The sequence below is a fragment of the Janthinobacterium sp. OK676 genome, assembly GCF_900103595.1.
Classification (GTDB): Bacteria; Pseudomonadota; Gammaproteobacteria; order Burkholderiales; family Burkholderiaceae_D; genus Janthinobacterium.
This window is the reverse complement of record NZ_FNHA01000003.1, coordinates 266,306-282,740: the sequence shown is the minus strand read 5'-3', so window position 1 is coordinate 282,740 and position 16,435 is coordinate 266,306. Positions and strand designations below refer to the sequence as shown.

The following is a 16,435-nucleotide window of genomic DNA, read 5'->3' as shown; positions in this document are numbered from 1 at the left end:
CTCTGATTTCGAAGGGGAAGCCGGGATTGCGGGCGCGCCGCGCGGCGTTGCCGCTACTATAGCAAGTTCGCCGCCTGCTCCCGGGTAAATCTGGCCATGATCCGCCGCCGGCGCCGCAGCGCCAGCGGGTCGCCCAGCACGATGGGCGAGGCGCCCGTCAAGCCGGAATAATACTGGCCGTGGCGGCGCAGCACGAAGGTGTAGTCGCGCGGCGCGTGGCCGCGCGCCAGCATGCGCGCATCGCAATCGACCTCGATGGCAAAGCGCAGCCGGTGCAACTGCCACCACAGGGGCAAGTTCCACGGCATGAGAATAATCAATGCGTACGCCACGGCCAGCAGCAGCGGATCGCGCGCGGCCAGCCGGCATTGTGCGTGCGCCAGCAGCAGCGCCTGCTGCCGGGGTGGAATCAGTGAAAGCCAGACGGGCATCACGATGCGGGGCCGCAGCAGGCCCGCCACGCAGGGACCGATGCCGCCGCTGAGGAAAACGGGCGCACCCAGCAGGGAGGCTTTTTGCCAGCGGCGCTGGTGCGACAGCAGCCAGGCGCTGCGCAGCAGCAATAACAACAGCATGCCGCTCGATAACATGAACCAGCCCAGTTTCAGCTGCGCCTGTTCCGCCGGCATGGCCGCCAGCACGCCGGGCAGCCATGCCAGGGGCGCGATGACGGACGCGGCGATGGCCGCCAGCCACAGCCAGCGCGTGCGGTTGCGCGCATGGCCGCGCCGCTGCAGCGCGCGTTCGGCGCCCCAGGCGGCAGCGCTCAACAGCAGCGCCAGCGCCATGCTGCAAACCAGCCAGGCCGGCACTAGCGCTTCAGCGCCATGCCGACGGAGGCGGGCGCCGTGTGCTTGAAACCGAATTGTGCGTACAAGTCTTGCGCCTGGCCGTCGGCGATCAGGCTGACGTATGCGCTTTGCGGCACCTGTGTTTCGATGAATTGCATGATCTCGCCCAGGATGCGCTTGCCCAGGCCCTTGCCCTGGTGGGCCGGCAGCACGGCGATATCGGTGACCTGATAAAAGCAGCCGCCATCGCCGATGATGCGGCCCATGCCCACCACCTCGTCGCCATGCAGGATTTGCACGGCAAACAGCGAGTTCGGCAAGCCCTTGGCTGCCGCCACCGTGCTTTTCGCGCTCATGCCGGCGGCCACGCGCAGGTGCTGATAGGTGGCGATGGCGGGAATGGCCAGGCGGGTGGTGTAGGGCGATGCTGCGGTCAAGACGGTCTCCTGTGCAATATGGATGGAATGGCCATTATAGGCGGCACGTTTTATTCGCCGCGCGCTATGTTGTCCCGAGCGCTTTTGCGCTATGGTGGCGTCATCCATTGATTTGTTGAAAGCACGCCATGTCCGCAGGATTTACCGCCACCGAGTTGTCCGTCATCGATGAAGACGACGCCCTGATCACCACCCTGGCCGCGCCCGCCGGCAAAGGCGAACCCGTCTACCTGATGCTGCAGCGCGCCGACGAGTACGACGAGCAGGACGTGGCGCTGGGCATGGACGAGCCCTACATCGAATACGGCGGCCAGGAATTTTCCTGGTATGGCCATATGCACGCCGTGATCCTGCATCCGAACCGCCTGTCCGTGCAGATGGATGCCGAGGCGGCCATGCAGATGGATGACGACGGCCAGATCGACGTGCGTTTCAACCTGTCGCCCGAGCGCTACGCCCAGCTGCGGCAGGCGCTGCGCACCACGTTCGAGGGCTGCGATTATTATCGCGAAGAGCGCTGACCGGTCAAACCACCGCGGCGCTGAACGACTCGGGCCGCCGCGCCAGCAGGTGAGACAGCCGTTGAAGACCCGCCTGCAGGCGTCCACGGTCCTTGATGCTGCCCAATGAGATCCGGATGGCATTCACGGCGACGCTGCCCGTTGCGAATGCTTCCGCCGGCGTGACCGCGATGCCTTCCATGTCGGCCGCGCGCGCAAGCTGCGAAGAGTTCCAATACGCCGGCAACTCGAGCCACACGTGCAAGCCGTCACCAGAGCCGCTGTAGCGCCCCGCCAGGATGTCGCGCGCCATCCGGTGGCGCAGTCGCGCCTCCTTGCGTACGCCTTCCATCAATGTGTGCGCCGAACCGTCGAGTATCCACTGGGTGGCCAGCGCGGCCGTCAGAGGCGCGACCATCAGCGCAAAGGCTCTGAGCGCGACGAGGAACCGTTCGCGCTCAACGGGGTCGCGTATCAGCACGAAGGCGACACGCAAGCCGGGCGTCAGGCATTTCGACAGGGTTGAGATGTAGACCACGTGTTCCGGGGCAAACGTGGCAACAGGCGGCGGCGGGGCGTCGGCAAGTAGCCAGTAGGGATCGTCCTCGACGATGCGTACATTGCAGCGCTGCGCGATGCTGGCGAGCTCCTTGCGCCGGCGTTCCGGCATGGTGACGGCGGTCGGATTCTGTAACGTCGGATTGAGGTAGACCAGCCCGGGTTTGTGCTGGCGGCACGCTTGCTCGAGCATCTCGGGCAGCATCCCGTGCTTGTCCGCTGGCACGGCAATGATGTGCCGGCCGAACTGGGTCGCCGCGGCACGCAAGCCGGGATAACTCGCAGGCTCCGTCAGGATCATGTCGCCAGGCGCCGTCAGCGCGAGGATCAATGCGGCGATCGCCGCTTGCGCCCCCGGACAGACAACGACTTGCCCAGCATCCAGGTGCCCGAACATCGGCGCCAGCCAGGCGGCGCCAGCCTTGCGGTCGGAATCGCTCCCCCCGCCCAGGTGGTAAGTCATCAGCAATTCATTATCTGCCCGCATCAATACTTGAGACAAACCTTGTTTCAGCATGTCGTCGAAGTCCACGCCATCGGGCGGTGGCGGGGTATTCATGGAGAGGTCGAGGATGGCGTTCAATTCGACTTTCGGCGCCGCGACATACGTGCCGCGTGCGCCGCGGCCCTCCAGCAAGTTGCGGCGCCTGGCTTCGTCGTATCCGCGCGTGACCGTCGTCAGGTCGACGTCCAGCTGTGCCGCCAGCTGGCGCTGCGGCGGCAGGCGGTCGCCCGGCCTCAACGATCCGTCCGCCACCGCCGCCTGCAAGGCATCGGCAATCTGCAAAAAACGTGGCCCTTTGTTCGCGCCCAATCGGGGCAGCCAGATGGCTAAATGTTCATCTTGCATGGTTTTTAACTGGGACATTTTGTCCCAATGTATGGAAATTGTTTTTTGGTAGTATGCATCAGAAGCTGCAGCAATACCATCCTTGCATGGCAGTCGATGACGTTCTTTCCTCCCTCCTCTGGATGTGGCACATCATTGCGCCCGACGCCATGGTGATGGCATAGCTATAATGAAAGACTCAAACAGCATGCGTGGGGATGGTTTGAACAAAAAATGTCGCTGCCGAAGCAGCGTTTTGAGGTAGTGATCCTCACGATAGATAGTGTCAAGTAATAGCCAGGAAATACTCAAAATGATGGATTGGACCCCTATAGTCTTCATTACGTTCAAAGGTCTCGTGCTGGGCATCGGCATGTTCTTCGCCATCAAGTGGCATTACGATCAAGGGAAGAAGGACAAGGACAAGGCGAAGCAGAATCGCGCGGTGCTGCGCGCGGGCGGCAAGGCGGCCGCAATGTTTGTACTATTGCTCCTGGGCCTGGGGATCGTCACCTTCATCGCTGTCAGGATGCTCGGTCTGGAGATGACCTTGCCGTAATGGCAAAGCGGAACCGGCCGATATCCGGCGGTGCCGCAGCAAGACCCCGATAGGCCTAATCATTGCGTCATTTGTGCGCAATGAGCCGCTGTGTATATCGGGAATGGTCTTATCGGGAATAGTCGCTGGTGTGCGGAACGAACGCGCAAGAAAAAAGCCACTAAATCCTTGATTTTATTGGATTTAATGGCTTTATCGGCACTTCCTTGATGTGTTCTGTGGTGCCGGGAGCCGGAATCGAACCGGCACGCTGTTTCCAGCGCGGGATTTTGAGTCCCGTGCGTCTACCTATTCCGCCATCCCGGCAACGCGAGACGCATTATCACTGATTTGTCACAATCTGGCAAGTTTTATGCTTGGCGCGTGCTGGCACAAGCATTGAGAATCTGTGAATGCGCCGATTCCAGCGCAAGAAGCGGAGTGCCGCGCCTGGCCAGCCGTCCTATCGTGTCCCTTCACTACCTGGAGGGATATCCCATGAAGCAACTGGAAAACAAGGTCGCCATCATCACGGGCGCCAGCTCGGGCATCGGTCATGCGGCAGCGCGGCTGTTTGCCCGCCATGGCGCGCGGCTGGTACTGGTGGCGCGGCGGCAGCAGGAACTCGATGCGCTGGTGGCGCAGCTGGCGGACGGCGGCGCGCAAGCCGTGGCTTGCGTGGGCGATGTGGGCGACGCGGCGTGCGCGCAAGGGGCCGTGGCGCTGGCGCTGCAACGCTTTGGCGGCCTCGATATCGCTTTTAATAATGCGGGCACCCTGGGGCCCATGGGACCCACGCAGGAAGTTGCCCTGGAAGACTGGCGGGCGACGGTCGATACCAACCTCACCAGCGCCTTCCTGGCGGCAAAATATCAGCTGCCTGCCATGGCGGCGCGTGGCGGCGGCTCGCTGATTTTTACGTCCACGTTTGTCGGCCATACCTTGGGCATGCCCGGCATGGCGGCGTATGCGGCCAGCAAGGCCGGCGTGATCGGCTTGACGAAGGCCCTGGCGGCCGAGTATGGCGCGGCGGGCATCCGCGTGAATGCCTTGTTGCCAGGCGGTACCGATACACCGTTGGGGCGGCAGGTTGCCAATACGCCCGAGGCGCTGGCCTTCGTGGCGGGACTACACGCATTGAAACGCCTGGCCACGCCGGACGAGATCGCCCATTCGGCGCTGTACCTGGCGTCCGATGCATCGAGCTTCACCACCGGCACGGCGCTGCTGGCCGATGGCGGCGTGTCCATCGTGCGCGCCTGACGCCGCCCCGAAAACGCCGACGGCCCGGGGATGAGCCGGGCCGTCGGTGCTGTGCTGCTACATCAAGCTCAGTTGTGAACCGAGTTCAGCTGACGCGCGATGATGTCGTGGTTGAGCCAGACGACCGGTGCCGGCGGTTCCGACATGGTGTGGAACATCAGCGGGCCCGTGCCTTCCAGTACCAGCGAGCTCAGGTGGTCGGTGATCAGTTCCTTGCGGTCCTTGTGCAACTTGGTGATGTCGTCCGACGTGCCGATCATGACGTCGGCCAGTTCCGGCGTGTTGTCCATCGGCCAGGCGGCGAAGTTGCGGAACTGCACGCTGGTCGCGTCGCCGTTGTAGGCGGCGATACGGTCGAGCAAGTCTTGCAGCGAGACGCCGTCTTCCAGCAAGCCCTGGCAGATTTTCCACTGCTCTTCGGCCCAGGCGCCGCCGCCTTCTTTTTTCAGCGCGTCGAGCAGGGGGAACAGCGACAGTTCCACGCCGACGAAAATGTCGGACGAGTTCGTGCGGATTTCCGGGCAATTGAAGACGGTGGCCTTGATGCCCTTGTCCCACGCGGCCTTGGCCACGTTTTCCAGGCGCATCTTGGCCAGGCCCTGGGTGTAGTTGCTGTAGGTTTGCCACTGGTACTTGCCGTCGATCAGGATCTCGGTGCCATGGTAGCCGTAGGCGCTGTAGCGCACCTGGCCGCCCGTTTGCTCGATGCGGGCGCGGATGGCGGCGCTGCCGTCGATCAGGTGCTGCAGGGTATTGGCCGTGACTTCGTCGAAGTTCATCAGGATCAGTTTGCCCAGGTCGCTGTCGAGCAGGGCGCGCGAAGACATGAAGCGCTCGCCGCGGCCTTTGTAGATGCGGTTGGCGATCGCCAGGAACACTTTGACCTTTGGAATGCCGCCCGCCATGGTGTGGGCGAAATACACGTTGCTGCCATCAGGAATCAGGCTGTCCAGCTCTGCCATGGCTTTCGCCACGGAAGCGCTGAAGCGGGCGACGCCGGCTTCGCGGCAGCGCTCGATTTGCGCCCAGTCCAGTTTGTCTTCCTGCCAGCTTTTCAGGGTCATGTCGGCCAGCAGGGCCGTCGGCGTCGGCTCGCCGGCCGGCGCGTCGAGGTCGAAACCTGCCATCAGCGGCACGTTGATGATGCGCCCGCCCAGGTTGGCTTCCGCTTCGGCCAGCTCTTCCGCGTTCAGCGGGCGCAGTGCCATGTTTTCATCGCGGCGGCCCACCGTCATGCCGACGATATTCATGCCCGCCTTGCGCGCTTCGTCCAGCAAGCCATTTACATAGCCGCGGCCGAACAGCTCGCCGAACAGCACAAAGGTGTCGCCCTTGCGGAAGATATTTTTTTGCGGGATGTCTCTTAAGGACGTGATCTCGGTCATGGTGTCAATTCATTCTAAAATTAGCAGGGCAGATGGCTGATGCGACTGCCCGCTGGTTCAACATAGTTGTAAATTATGCGCCATTTCAGCGAGGAAAATCCTGTTGCGAACGATTCTCGTCTGGAATGGCATCTTCTTCTGCATGCAGTTCTTATTCTTTCGCCATGGCGTATTTTACGCTGCCACGGCGCACAGCGCCCGCGGACTGGCCCGGCAGGCGCCGATATTACCTCAGCTTGGCCTCACAGGTAAGCAGAATTGATCTAAAACAAATCCTGCTGGCCCGACACGAGGCGCGAAAAATCGTCGCCGAGGAAGGGCAGGATGGCGTCGGCCACCGGTTGCAGCTGGCGCGTCAGGTAGTGGTGGTAGTCGATGGGCGAGCGCTGCGTTTCCAGCGGTTCCGGTCCCGCCACCGTGATGACATAGCTGATCCAGCCGCCGTTCTGGTATTGCAGCGGCCGGCCCTGCGACTGGTTGTAGGCGTCGGCCGTGCGCGCCGCGCGCACGTGGGGCGGCACGTTGCGCTGGTAGTCGTCGAGCGGGCGACGCAATCGCTTGCGGTAGACCAGCAAGGCATCGAATTCGCCGCGCACGGTGCGCGCCACGTAGTCGCGCACATAATCCTGATAGGCGGCGCGCTGGAAGATGCGCCGGTATAAATCCTGCTGGAATTGCTGCGCCAGCGGCGTCCAGTCGCTGCGCACGGTTTCCAGGCCCTTGTAGACCATGTCCTCGCTGCCGTCCGGCTTGCCCACGAGGCCCGCGTAGCGCTTCTTGCTGCCTTCTTCCGAGCCGCGGATGGTGGGCATCAGGAAACGCCGGTAATGCGTCTCGAATTCCAGCTCCAGCGCATTCTCGAGGCCAAATTCCTCGCGCAAGTGGGCATCCCACCACGCATTCACGTGTGCCACCAGGGCGCGGCCGATCTTGCCCGCCGCTTCGTCCGTATGCGCCGTTTTCAGCCACACGAAGGTGGAATCCGTGTCGCCGTAGATCACTTGATACCCTTGCTCGGTGATCAGCTCGCGCGTGCGGTGCATGATGTCGTGTCCCCGCAAGGTGATCGACGAGGCCAGGCGCGGATCGAAAAAGCGGCAGCCGCTCGAGCCCAGCACGCCATAAAACGCGTTCATGATGATCTTTAACGCTTGCGACAGTGGCGCATTGCGTTCGCGCTTGGCCGTCTCGCGCCCTTGCCACACCTGCTTCACGATGGCCGGCAGGCAGTGCTTTACCCTTGAAAACTGCGCACCCCGGTAGCCGGGCACGGTATCGGCTTCGTCGCCGCTCGTCCCCACCACCAGGCCCACGGGGTCGATGAGGAAGGTGCGGATGATGGACGGATACAGGCTTTTATAGTCGAGCACGAGCACGGAATCGTACAGGCCCGACTGCGAATCCATGACGAAGCCGCCCGGGCTGTTTTCGCCGGAGACATCGCCCAGGTTGGGCGCCACGTAACCCTGCCGGTGCATCAGCGGCAAGTACAGGTGCTCGAAGGCGGCCACGGAGCCGCCGCTGCGGTCGGCCGCCAGCCCCGTCACGCTGGCCCGTTCCAGCAAGAAGGTCAGCAGCTCGGTCTTGGCGAAGATGCGCGTGACCAGTTCGCAATCCTTGAGGTTATAGCGGGCCAATGCCGGTTTGTCTTCGCGGAAACGCCGGTCGATCTCGGCCATGCGCTGGTAGGGATTGTCGATGGACTTGCCTTCGCCCAAGAGCGTCTGCGCCACGTTTTCCAGGCTGAACGAGGAAAAATTCCACGTCGCCGACTTCAAGGCTTCGATGCCGTCGATGATCAGCCGGCCCGCCGCGGCCGCAAAATAGTGCTCCTGCTTGCCGCCGTGTTCGCGCCATTCCATGACGGTGCCGCCCCGTCCCAGTTTCAACGGTACCTGGTAGCGCTCGGCGTGCTGGCGCAGCACGCGCAAGTCGAACTGCACCAGGTTCCAGCCGATGATGGCGTCCGGGTCGTGGCGCTCCATCCACGTGTTCAGGCGCTCGAGGATCTGTGCGCGGCTGTCGCAGTATTCGAGGTCGAAGTCCAAGGCGTCATCGCCGCCGTTTGCCGGCCCCAGCATGTAGACCTGGCGCTGGCCGCAGCCTTCCAGGGCCAGCGAATACAGCTCGCCATGCGCCGTCGTCTCGATATCGAGCGACGCCAGTTTTAATGTGGGGCGGTAGCCGGGCGCAGGTTTCAGCTGCACTTCCGTTTCTCCGCTGAACGTGACCGGCGCCGTGATGAAGCGCTCCATCAGGTAGCGCTCGGGCGGGCGGATGTCGGCTTCGTACACGTCGACGCCGTGCGCGCGCAGCTGCTTTTCCAGCTTCAGCAAATGCCGGTATTGCTTGCAGTACAGGCCCAGCACGGGGCGGTGGTGGAAATCGCACAGCGACAGGGGCCGCAGTTCCGCATGGCGTTCGCCGCGCAGCAGCTGTTGCGCCTGTTCTTGCTGCTCCATGGGAATAAAGGCGACGGCCGTCTGCACGGGCAGGCGCACGTGGCGGGGCCCGGCATCCGTTGCCAGCCAAAAATCGACTTCCGTGCCGGCGCTCGTGTCGCGCCAGTGGCGGGTCAGGATGAAGCCCTGTTCGGGCGTGTGCTGGGTGTTGCCTGTCATGATGCCGTGAGTGTCGGATGTGCTGGCCTGCACATTACAGCAAGCTGACGCAGGGCGGGGGCGGTTGCGGCTATAATTTTCTGCATCGAAGACGATAACAAGAGCGCGCCGCGCCACCCACACCGGAGACAGCATGCAAGCAATCAGTTATGTACACGGCGCCCACGAGACGCCGTTGATCGGCGAAACGATAGGCGCCTACCTGGACGGCATCGCCGAGCGCTACGGCCAGCACGACGCCCTGATCGTGGCGCACCAGAACGTGCGCTGGACGTACCTTGAATTCCAGCAGCGCGTGCACCGCCTGGCCGCCGGCCTGCTGAAACTGGGCTTGCAGCCGGGCGACCGGGTCGGCATCTGGTCGCAGAACTGCGCCGAATGGGTGCTCACGCAGTTTGCCACGGCGAAAGCCGGCTTGATCATGGTCAACATCAACCCCGCCTACCGCCGCTCGGAACTCGAATACGTGCTCGACAAGGTGCAGTGCAGCGCGCTGATCCTGTCGCCCAGCTTCAAGTCCAGCGATTACCTGGCCATCGTGCAGGACGTGGTGCCGGAAATCGCCCGTGCGCGCGCCGGCGCCCTGCAGTCGCCGCGCCTGCCGCAATTGCGCCACGTCATCCGCCTGGGCGCGGCCGCCACGCCGGGCATGCACAACTTCGACGCCCTGATGGACGGCATCACGGATGCCGACCTGGCGCACCTGGAGGAAGTGAGCGCTGGCTTGCAGTTTGACGACGCCGTCAACATTCAGTTCACGTCCGGCACCACAGGCGCGCCGAAAGGCGCCACCTTGACGCATCATAATATCCTCAACAACGGCTTTTTCATTGGTGTAGCCATGCGCCTCACCGAACGGGACCGCCTGTGCATACCCGTGCCCCTGTACCACTGTTTCGGCATGGTGCTGGGCAACCTGGCCTGCGTCACGCATGGCGCGGCCATGGTGTTTCCCGGTGAAGGCTTCGACCCGAAAGCCGTGCTGGAAACCGTGCAGGCCGAGCGCTGCACGGGCTTGCACGGCGTGCCGACGATGTTCATCGCCATCCTCGACCATCCCGACTTCAAGCAATACGACTTATCCAGCTTGCGCACCGGCATCATGGCCGGCTCGCCCTGCCCGATGGAAGTCATGACGCGGGTCATCGAGCTGATGCACATGGCCGAGATCACGATTGCGTATGGCATGACGGAAACGTCGCCCGTCAGCTTCCAGACATCGATCGAAGACCCGCGCGAAATGCGCGTGTCGTCCATCGGCCGTGTCCACCCGCACCTGGAAGTGAAAATCATCGATGCGGAAGGGCGCATCGTGCCGCGCGGCGAGAAGGGCGAATTGCTCACGCGCGGCTATTCAGTGATGCAGGGCTACTGGGGCGACCCTGAAAAAACCAGCGAAGCCATCGACGCGGCGCGCTGGATGCACACGGGCGACCTGGCCGTGATCGATGACAACGGCTTTTGCAGCATCGTCGGCCGTTCGAAGGATATGGTGATACGCGGCGGTGAAAACATCTACCCGCGCGAAGTCGAGGAATTCCTGTATCGCCACCCGAGCGTGCTCGACGTGCAATGCGTGGGCGTGCCGGATGCCAAGTATGGTGAAGAACTGTGTGCCTGCATCATCTTGCGTCCCGGTACGCAGGCCACCAGCGAGGACATCCGCGCCTTTTGCGATGGGCAGATCGCCTATTACAAGATTCCCCGCTACGTGCGCTTCGTCGAGGAATTCCCCATGACGGTGACGGGCAAGATCCAGAAATATGTATTGCGCAAGCAGGTGGCGACGGATCTGGGGCTGAGCACGGAATAAGTTTTTTGCGGGCACATAAAAAAACACCGGGACGCTCGCGCGGCCCGGTGTTTTGCATTGGTTCAGCGTAAAGCTCAGGCCATCGCGGCTTGCGGTGCGCGCGCTGGCGTGCGGCGGCGCATGAACGCCAGCAAGCCCAGGCCGGCCAGCAGCATGGCGTAGGTGCCTGGCTCGGGAACGGCCGATACGTTGACCGTGTTGAAGCCGGAGCCGTTCATCGCGACGTGGCCATAATTGACCGAGCTGACGGAATTGGCGATCAGGGTGCCGTTCATGTCGCCCGAACCCGAGAATGCGCTGTTCGGTGCCAGGATGCTGCCGTTGATGCCGACGTTTTGCAGGTTGGTGGTGGTGGCGTTGGCGAAGTTGAACAGCGTACGGTTGGCGAAGCTGGCGAAATTGTCGAAGCCGCCGCTCATGGTGATGTTGGTCGCCGTGCCGTTGATGATGATGCTGGCCGTGCTTTTCAGCGAGGACAGGTCCAGGGTCAGGTTATGCAGGTTCGACGCATCGATGTTGAAAATATTCACGTCGGCGTTGACGTTGCCCACCAGGGTCATGTTGCCGTACTGCGAGATCACGGTACCGTTCGATTGCAGCTTGGCCACGTCGCCCGACAGGGTCGTCAATTGCTGCTTGGCGCCCGCGAAGTCCAGGGTGGACGCGTTGCCTTTGCTGATGTTGTTCGTTGGGAACCACTGTGGCGCCGTCAGGGTGGCGTTGGGGTTGCTGACGCCGTACACGGCCGAACCGCTGAGCGTGCCCCAGCCCGTGTTCAGGTTGCCGCCAGCAACGACCGAATTGACGGCGCTGCCTGGCTTTTTGTTCGTGCCGACATTGTAGTTGTCCAGGTAGATATTGCCGCCAGCGGCAATGCTGCCGCCGACGCTGGTAAAGCCGCTGGCGCCGCTGCTGCCGATGTTGCCGAAGATAAAGGCCGAGTAGCCATTGGCGACGCCGAGGTCAACCACGGTGGCCTGGGCCGACGCGCTGAAGGAGAAAGCGAACAGGGCGGCGCTGATGAGCGGCAAGGTGCGGGTAGCAAATAATTTCATGGACAATCTCATAGTGAATTGGGGGACGAATAGGGCGGGAAAGCAAGACACCGCCATCGCGCAGTCCGCTATTATAATATAAAAAACAATGTTAGTTCAATTTAGGTAATTAACTATATTTTAAGGCAACACTTTTCCTGTGGCCGGTAATTGTCCGGCGGACATGAAAAAACCGGGGCTAGCCCCGGTTTTTTGCTGCTTACCTGACGCGCTGGTACAGGCGGAAACGTTCCACGTCGTCCGTGGGGCGGCGCCCTTCCCACAGCTTGATCCAGTCCGCGCCGTGATGCTCGGGCAGCTTTTCCTTGTTGTCGGGAACCTTGATGCTGTCTTGCAACAAGAACACATCGCATTGCTGCTGGCCCACGCTGGCAAACGGCAGGTGGCCGAAGTAGGCGAACGAGGCGCGCTGGGCGGGGCCGACGTTGCTGTTGATGCATTTGCTGCCCGGCGGCAGGTGGACGGAAATCTGGTGCGCCACGCTGGCGTAGCTCTTGCTGTAGTTCAGCGGCGGCAGGAACAAGGTCATGATCAGCACCCAGATCAGGATCAGGCCGCCGGACGACAGCACCACGGCGCGCCACAGCACGGCCGGCTGGCGCGAGATGCGCCAGTGCACCAGCGCCACCCAGCCCGCGCTGGCGCAGGCGGCGACGAAGAAGGCCAGCAAGTCCAGTTCGGGCTTGAAACCGGGCATCAGTTTCAGGGCATTGTGCGACAGTTTCGGCGGCCAGCCCGTCAGGATGGCGAACCAGAACAGCCACAGCGCGAGGGCGCAGATGGTCAGCACCATCACGGAGAACCAGTCGATGGCGTTGATGGCGCCCCGTTTCATGGTCAGCAGGCCGAACGCGGCCATCACGGCCAACGGCGGCAGCAGCGGCAGCAGCTGGCTCGGGTCGGGATCGGGATGGCACAGGCCCAGGATGGCCAGCATGGCGACAAAGGTCAGCGGCACGACGATGTGCAGCACGTGGTGCTGGCGGCGCCAGGCGTACACGGCCCAGGCGGCGAACGGCCAGGCGGGCCAGAAGAACCAGATGCCGACACGCAAGAAATACTGGAGGCTTTTCAGGCTCGGCGCGCTGAACTGGCGGCAATTCCACTCCATCCACGCTTGCAGCGGCGAGTGGCCGTACGGACGCAGCCATTCGCCCGGCAGCAGCCAGACGAGGGTCAGCGCGGCGCCGATCATGATGGCCAGCGCCAAGTGGCGCACGCTGCGCAGCAGCGGCAGGCGCAGGAAGACGGTGCACAGCAGCAGGGCGATGCTCAGCGCCGCCGGCGTGATCCAGCCGCGCGCGAGGGTCAGGCCGCCCAGTGCCAGGCCCAGCAGGGCCGCATTGCGCACGGATGGGCCTTCCACGTAGCGCACGGCGCGGTACAGCAGATAGGCCATCAGGGACACGTACAGCGCTTCGGCCGTGATGTCGTGGCTGTGCTGCAGCAGGCCCAGGCACCCCAGGTAGATGAGCACGGCGGCATCGGCCAGGGTGCGGCCGAAGTCGTCCGGCTCTGGCTGGCCGCCGAAGGCCAGGCGCAGCGGCTGGGCGTCGTTGCGGCGACCCAGGTTGAAGGCCGTGTACCAGACGGACAGGGTGCTGACGACGAAGATGCCGATGGTCGACATGCGCGCGCCGAAGACGTCGCCGTCGATCCAGCCGAACAGCTTGATGAAGATGGCGCCCAGCCAGAAGGCCAGCGGCCCTTCATCGGGCAGCGACAGGCCGGCCACGTTGGGCCACAGCCAGTCGTTCAGGCCGCCATGCGCCATGGTCCACATGATGCCGAAACTGGCGGCGTCATCGTTCTTCCACGGTTCGCGGCCGATCAGGCCAGGCAGGATGTACAGCAGGCCGAGCGCAAACAAGGCCCATCGTGGCAGCGCGAGTGTGGCAGCGGCGGGAAGGCGGACTGGCTTCATCGATAGTTGTATCAGAATAGTGGCAAGACGCGACGAATGGCGTCGGGTATGCGCGAGTATAAAGTAAAGCGGCCAAAGACAAAAAAGGCAGCCGCGGCTGCCTTTTTCTCTGGTAGCCGAAGCTGCCCTTTTTGCCGCAAAGCGGCAAAAATTAGCCTGCTGCGACTGCGGTTTTCGAACCAACCGAACCGAACTTCTGACGGAACTTCTCGACGCGACCAGCGGTATCGACGATTTTGTGCTTGCCCGTGAAGAATGGGTGCGATTCAGCCGAAACCTCGATCTTCACCAGTGGGTATTCTTTACCGTCGTGGGTGATTTTTTCGCGGGTTTGGATGGTCGAGCGGGTAACGAATTTGAAATCGCACGACAGATCGTGGAAAACAACTTCGCGGTATTCTGGATGGGTATCGACTTTCATGGTCTTCTCTCTAGTTTGGTAGCCAAACAGCACTTCGTCGGTCGTCTTGCTTCTTGACCCGATTGCCGATCACTTGCCAGGGTTAAAATAATGCAACCGCAAATTATATAGCGCTTTCGGGCCGGCGGCAATAAAAAAGCCGCTCGAAGGCGGCTTTGCATGATCGCGTGTGGTCGGCGTGGCGCAACGTAGGTCGGATTGGCGCGCAAGCGCGTAATCCGACAACATCACCGCCTTCGCCAACAATGTTGTCGGATTACGGCCCTGCGGGCCTCGGCGGCCCCACCTAATCCGACCTACGTCTTTGGTGGCAGCATGTTGCCACCGGGGAGGGAGAAACCGTAGCGAGCAGGCCGCAGTTGCGATCGAGTAGCGCAACCGTACAAAAGTACGGTGAGCAACGGAGATCGCAAATGTGGCCGCGCAGTAGGTTTATCCCCCCCGGCGCATCATGTCGAAGAATTCGGCGTTGTTTTTGGTTGCCTTCATCTTGTCCAGAATGAACTCCATCGCCTCGATCTCGTCCATCGAGTACAGCAACTTGCGCAGGATCCAGATTTTTTGCAGTTCGTTCGGTTTGATCAGCAGTTCTTCGCGGCGGGTACCCGATTTGTTCAGGTTGATGGCCGGGTAGACGCGTTTTTCGGCCAGGCGGCGTTCCAGATGCACTTCCATGTTGCCGGTACCCTTGAATTCTTCAAAGATCACGTCATCCATGCGCGAACCCGTTTCGATCAGCGCCGTGGCGATGATGGTCAGCGAGCCGCCTTCTTCGATATTGCGCGCGGCGCCGAAGAAGCGTTTTGGACGTTGCAGCGCGTTCGCGTCGACGCCACCGGTCAGGACCTTGCCCGAGGCAGGGATGACGGTGTTGTAGGCGCGCGCCAGACGGGTGATCGAGTCGAGCAGGATGACCACGTCTTTTTTCATTTCGACCAGGCGCTTGGCTTTTTCCAGCACCATCTCGGCCACTTGCACGTGGCGTGTGGCCGGCTCGTCGAAGGTCGAGGCGACGACTTCGCCGCGCACGGAGCGTTGCATTTCGGTCACTTCTTCCGGGCGTTCGTCGATCAGCAGCACGATCAGCGTGATGTCCGGGTGGTTTGCCGTGATCGCATGCGCGATGTGCTGCAGGATCACGGACTTGCCGGATTTCGGCGATGCTACCAGCAAGCCGCGCTGGCCTTTGCCGATCGGGGCGATCAGGTCGATGATGCGGCCGGTGATGTTTTCCTGGCCATTCATTTCACGTTCCAGGCGCAGCGGCTCGTTCGGATGCAGCGGCGTCAGGTTTTCAAACAGGATGCGGTGCTTCGAGGCTTCCGGCGATTCGCCGTTGACCTTGTCGACTTTGACCAGAGCGAAATAGCGTTCGCCATCTTTCGGGGTCCGTACCTCGCCTTCGATCGAATCGCCGGTGTGCAGATTGAAGCGGCGGATTTGCGAAGGGGAGATGTAAATGTCGTCGGTGGACGCCATGTAGCTGGCGTCGGGCGAGCGCAGGAAGCCGAAGCCGTCAGGCAGCACTTCCAGGGCGCCATCGCCAAAAATCTGTTCGCCGGACTTGGCGCGTTTCTTCAGGATAGCGAACATCAGCTCCTGTTTGCGCAAGCGGGCCGCGTTGTCAATGTCAAGACCGATCGCCATCTCAAGCAGGGCGGATACGTGTAGGGCCTTTAGTTCGGATAAATGCATATGTGTTGAGTGTCCCGAGACGGGATGTAAAGGTAGGGGAGGGGACTGCGTGGCGTTGATTAATTATTGGGGAAGGCTGTGCACGAATGAGGGCAAAGCCGCTTCCCGGTCGTTCAGTCAGGCGGCGCTGCGGGCGCAGCGCTGCCTATCATACATTAAATGTTGCTGTCGACGAAAGCGGTCAACTGGCCCTTGGCCATGGCGCCTACTTTTTGAGCAGCTGCAACACCATCCTTGAACAGGATCAGGGTCGGGATGCCGCGGATGCCGAACTTGGCAGGCACTGCCTGGTTCGCGTCCACGTCCATCTTGGCGATCTGGATGCGGCCGGCGTATTCCTTGGCCACTTCTTCCAGGATCGGGGCGATGGCCTTGCAGGGACCGCACCATTCCGCCCAGAAGTCGACCAGTACTGGCAACTCGGATTTCAGGACGTCTGCTTCAAAAGATGCATCGCTAATGTGTTTGATATTTTCGCTCATATTTTCCTCAAATGAGGGTGGGATCAATAATGCCTGGAATTAACCATACGCTGGTTCGCCATCCATGCTTCCTGGAATGCAATGAGAAGATGGGGACAATGGGCACGAATTCAATGTTCTTGG

At 61.9% G+C, this 16,435-nt stretch carries 14 protein-coding genes and 1 tRNA gene; 4 read left to right on the top strand and 11 right to left on the bottom strand.

Features of this window, described 5'->3' with window-relative positions:
* Positions 1–56: 56 nt before the first annotated feature.
* Both BLU39_RS08125 and BLU39_RS28790 read right to left on the bottom strand, forming a co-directional pair.
* A complete protein-coding gene (locus tag BLU39_RS08125) occupies positions 57–812 on the bottom strand; it encodes a M56 family metallopeptidase (RefSeq protein ID WP_092711755.1) in 756 nt (251 codons plus the stop codon).
* The gene (locus BLU39_RS28790) at positions 812–1,228 is read right to left on the bottom strand and encodes a GNAT family N-acetyltransferase (RefSeq protein ID WP_254788922.1); all 417 of its coding nucleotides are present in this window, start codon (positions 1,226–1,228) and stop codon (positions 812–814) included. The genes BLU39_RS08125 and BLU39_RS28790 overlap by 1 nt, the downstream gene beginning before the upstream one ends.
* Positions 1,229–1,356: 128 nt before the next feature.
* Between BLU39_RS28790 and BLU39_RS08115 the strand changes: the two genes are divergently transcribed.
* Positions 1,357–1,749: an Imm10 family immunity protein gene (locus tag BLU39_RS08115; protein ID WP_092711753.1), complete on the top strand. Its 393-nt coding sequence runs from the start codon at positions 1,357–1,359 to the stop codon at positions 1,747–1,749.
* A gap of 4 nt (positions 1,750–1,753) precedes the next feature.
* On the opposite strand, the gene BLU39_RS08110 is transcribed toward BLU39_RS08115, so the two are convergent.
* Positions 1,754–3,154 carry an aminotransferase-like domain-containing protein gene (locus BLU39_RS08110; protein ID WP_254788921.1) on the bottom strand — a complete coding sequence of 467 codons (1,401 nt, stop codon included), beginning with the start codon at positions 3,152–3,154 and terminating at the stop codon, positions 1,754–1,756.
* Positions 3,155–3,428: 274 nt separating this feature from the next.
* Between BLU39_RS08110 and BLU39_RS08105 the strand changes: the two genes are divergently transcribed.
* Positions 3,429–3,674 (top strand): hypothetical protein, encoded by a 246-nt coding sequence (locus BLU39_RS08105; RefSeq protein ID WP_092711749.1) that lies wholly within the window; start codon positions 3,429–3,431, stop codon positions 3,672–3,674.
* A 219-nt stretch (positions 3,675–3,893) separates the two neighbouring features.
* On the opposite strand, the gene BLU39_RS08100 is transcribed toward BLU39_RS08105, so the two are convergent.
* A tRNA-Leu gene (locus BLU39_RS08100) sits at positions 3,894–3,980 on the bottom strand.
* Positions 3,981–4,151: 171 nt separating this feature from the next.
* Between BLU39_RS08100 and BLU39_RS08095 the strand changes: the two genes are divergently transcribed.
* Positions 4,152–4,916 carry an SDR family oxidoreductase gene (locus tag BLU39_RS08095; protein WP_092711747.1) on the top strand — a complete coding sequence of 255 codons (765 nt, stop codon included), beginning with the start codon at positions 4,152–4,154 and terminating at the stop codon, positions 4,914–4,916.
* Between the two features lie 68 nt (positions 4,917–4,984).
* On the opposite strand, the gene BLU39_RS08090 is transcribed toward BLU39_RS08095, so the two are convergent.
* Both BLU39_RS08090 and BLU39_RS08085 read right to left on the bottom strand, forming a co-directional pair.
* Positions 4,985–6,301: an enoyl ACP reductase FabMG family protein gene (locus BLU39_RS08090; protein ID WP_092711745.1), complete on the bottom strand. Its 1,317-nt coding sequence runs from the start codon at positions 6,299–6,301 to the stop codon at positions 4,985–4,987.
* Between the two features lie 263 nt (positions 6,302–6,564).
* Entirely contained in the window at positions 6,565–8,922 is a 2,358-nt protein-coding gene (locus BLU39_RS08085) for a DNA polymerase II (protein WP_092711743.1), read from the bottom strand.
* A gap of 133 nt (positions 8,923–9,055) precedes the next feature.
* Here BLU39_RS08085 and BLU39_RS08080 point away from each other — a divergent pair, with 133 nt between their 5' ends.
* On the top strand, positions 9,056–10,735 hold the full coding sequence (locus BLU39_RS08080) for an AMP-binding protein (protein WP_092711741.1): 1,680 nt from the start codon (positions 9,056–9,058) through the stop codon (positions 10,733–10,735).
* A 74-nt stretch (positions 10,736–10,809) separates the two neighbouring features.
* Here the strand turns inward: BLU39_RS08080 and BLU39_RS08075 are convergent, their stop codons facing one another.
* The 5 genes from BLU39_RS08075 to trxA form a co-directional block, all read right to left on the bottom strand.
* Entirely contained in the window at positions 10,810–11,790 is a 981-nt protein-coding gene (locus BLU39_RS08075) for a choice-of-anchor A family protein (RefSeq protein WP_092711739.1), read from the bottom strand.
* A 199-nt stretch (positions 11,791–11,989) separates the two neighbouring features.
* A complete protein-coding gene (locus BLU39_RS08070) occupies positions 11,990–13,714 on the bottom strand; it encodes an ArnT family glycosyltransferase (RefSeq protein ID WP_092711737.1) in 1,725 nt (574 codons plus the stop codon).
* Positions 13,715–13,865: 151 nt separating this feature from the next.
* Positions 13,866–14,135: a type B 50S ribosomal protein L31 gene (locus BLU39_RS08065; protein WP_034746247.1), complete on the bottom strand. Its 270-nt coding sequence runs from the start codon at positions 14,133–14,135 to the stop codon at positions 13,866–13,868.
* A 432-nt stretch (positions 14,136–14,567) separates the two neighbouring features.
* Positions 14,568–15,830 carry a transcription termination factor Rho gene (rho, locus tag BLU39_RS08060; RefSeq protein WP_010401543.1) on the bottom strand — a complete coding sequence of 421 codons (1,263 nt, stop codon included), beginning with the start codon at positions 15,828–15,830 and terminating at the stop codon, positions 14,568–14,570.
* Between the two features lie 155 nt (positions 15,831–15,985).
* Positions 15,986–16,312, bottom strand: coding sequence for a thioredoxin TrxA (gene trxA / locus BLU39_RS08055; protein WP_034780502.1), 327 nt, complete (start codon positions 16,310–16,312; stop codon positions 15,986–15,988).
* Positions 16,313–16,435 lie beyond the last annotated feature (123 nt).

What these genes read in the sequence shown, in the direction of transcription:
- BLU39_RS08115 (WP_092711753.1), top strand. Translation starts at nt 1,357, where the DNA reads ATGTCCGCAGGATTTACCGCCACCGAGTTGTCCGTCATCGATGAAGAC.
- BLU39_RS08110 (WP_254788921.1), bottom strand. Translation starts at nt 3,154, where the DNA reads ATGTCCCAGTTAAAAACCATGCAAGATGAACATTTAGCCATCTGGCTG.
- BLU39_RS08105 (WP_092711749.1), top strand. Translation starts at nt 3,429, where the DNA reads ATGATGGATTGGACCCCTATAGTCTTCATTACGTTCAAAGGTCTCGTG.
- BLU39_RS08095 (WP_092711747.1), top strand. Translation starts at nt 4,152, where the DNA reads ATGAAGCAACTGGAAAACAAGGTCGCCATCATCACGGGCGCCAGCTCG.
- BLU39_RS08090 (WP_092711745.1), bottom strand. Translation starts at nt 6,301, where the DNA reads ATGACCGAGATCACGTCCTTAAGAGACATCCCGCAAAAAAATATCTTC.
- BLU39_RS08085 (WP_092711743.1), bottom strand. Translation starts at nt 8,922, where the DNA reads ATGACAGGCAACACCCAGCACACGCCCGAACAGGGCTTCATCCTGACC.
- BLU39_RS08080 (WP_092711741.1), top strand. Translation starts at nt 9,056, where the DNA reads ATGCAAGCAATCAGTTATGTACACGGCGCCCACGAGACGCCGTTGATC.
- BLU39_RS08075 (WP_092711739.1), bottom strand. Translation starts at nt 11,790, where the DNA reads ATGAAATTATTTGCTACCCGCACCTTGCCGCTCATCAGCGCCGCCCTG.
- BLU39_RS08070 (WP_092711737.1), bottom strand. Translation starts at nt 13,714, where the DNA reads ATGAAGCCAGTCCGCCTTCCCGCCGCTGCCACACTCGCGCTGCCACGA.
- BLU39_RS08065 (WP_034746247.1), bottom strand. Translation starts at nt 14,135, where the DNA reads ATGAAAGTCGATACCCATCCAGAATACCGCGAAGTTGTTTTCCACGAT.
- rho (WP_010401543.1), bottom strand. Translation starts at nt 15,830, where the DNA reads ATGCATTTATCCGAACTAAAGGCCCTACACGTATCCGCCCTGCTTGAG.
- trxA (WP_034780502.1), bottom strand. Translation starts at nt 16,312, where the DNA reads ATGAGCGAAAATATCAAACACATTAGCGATGCATCTTTTGAAGCAGAC.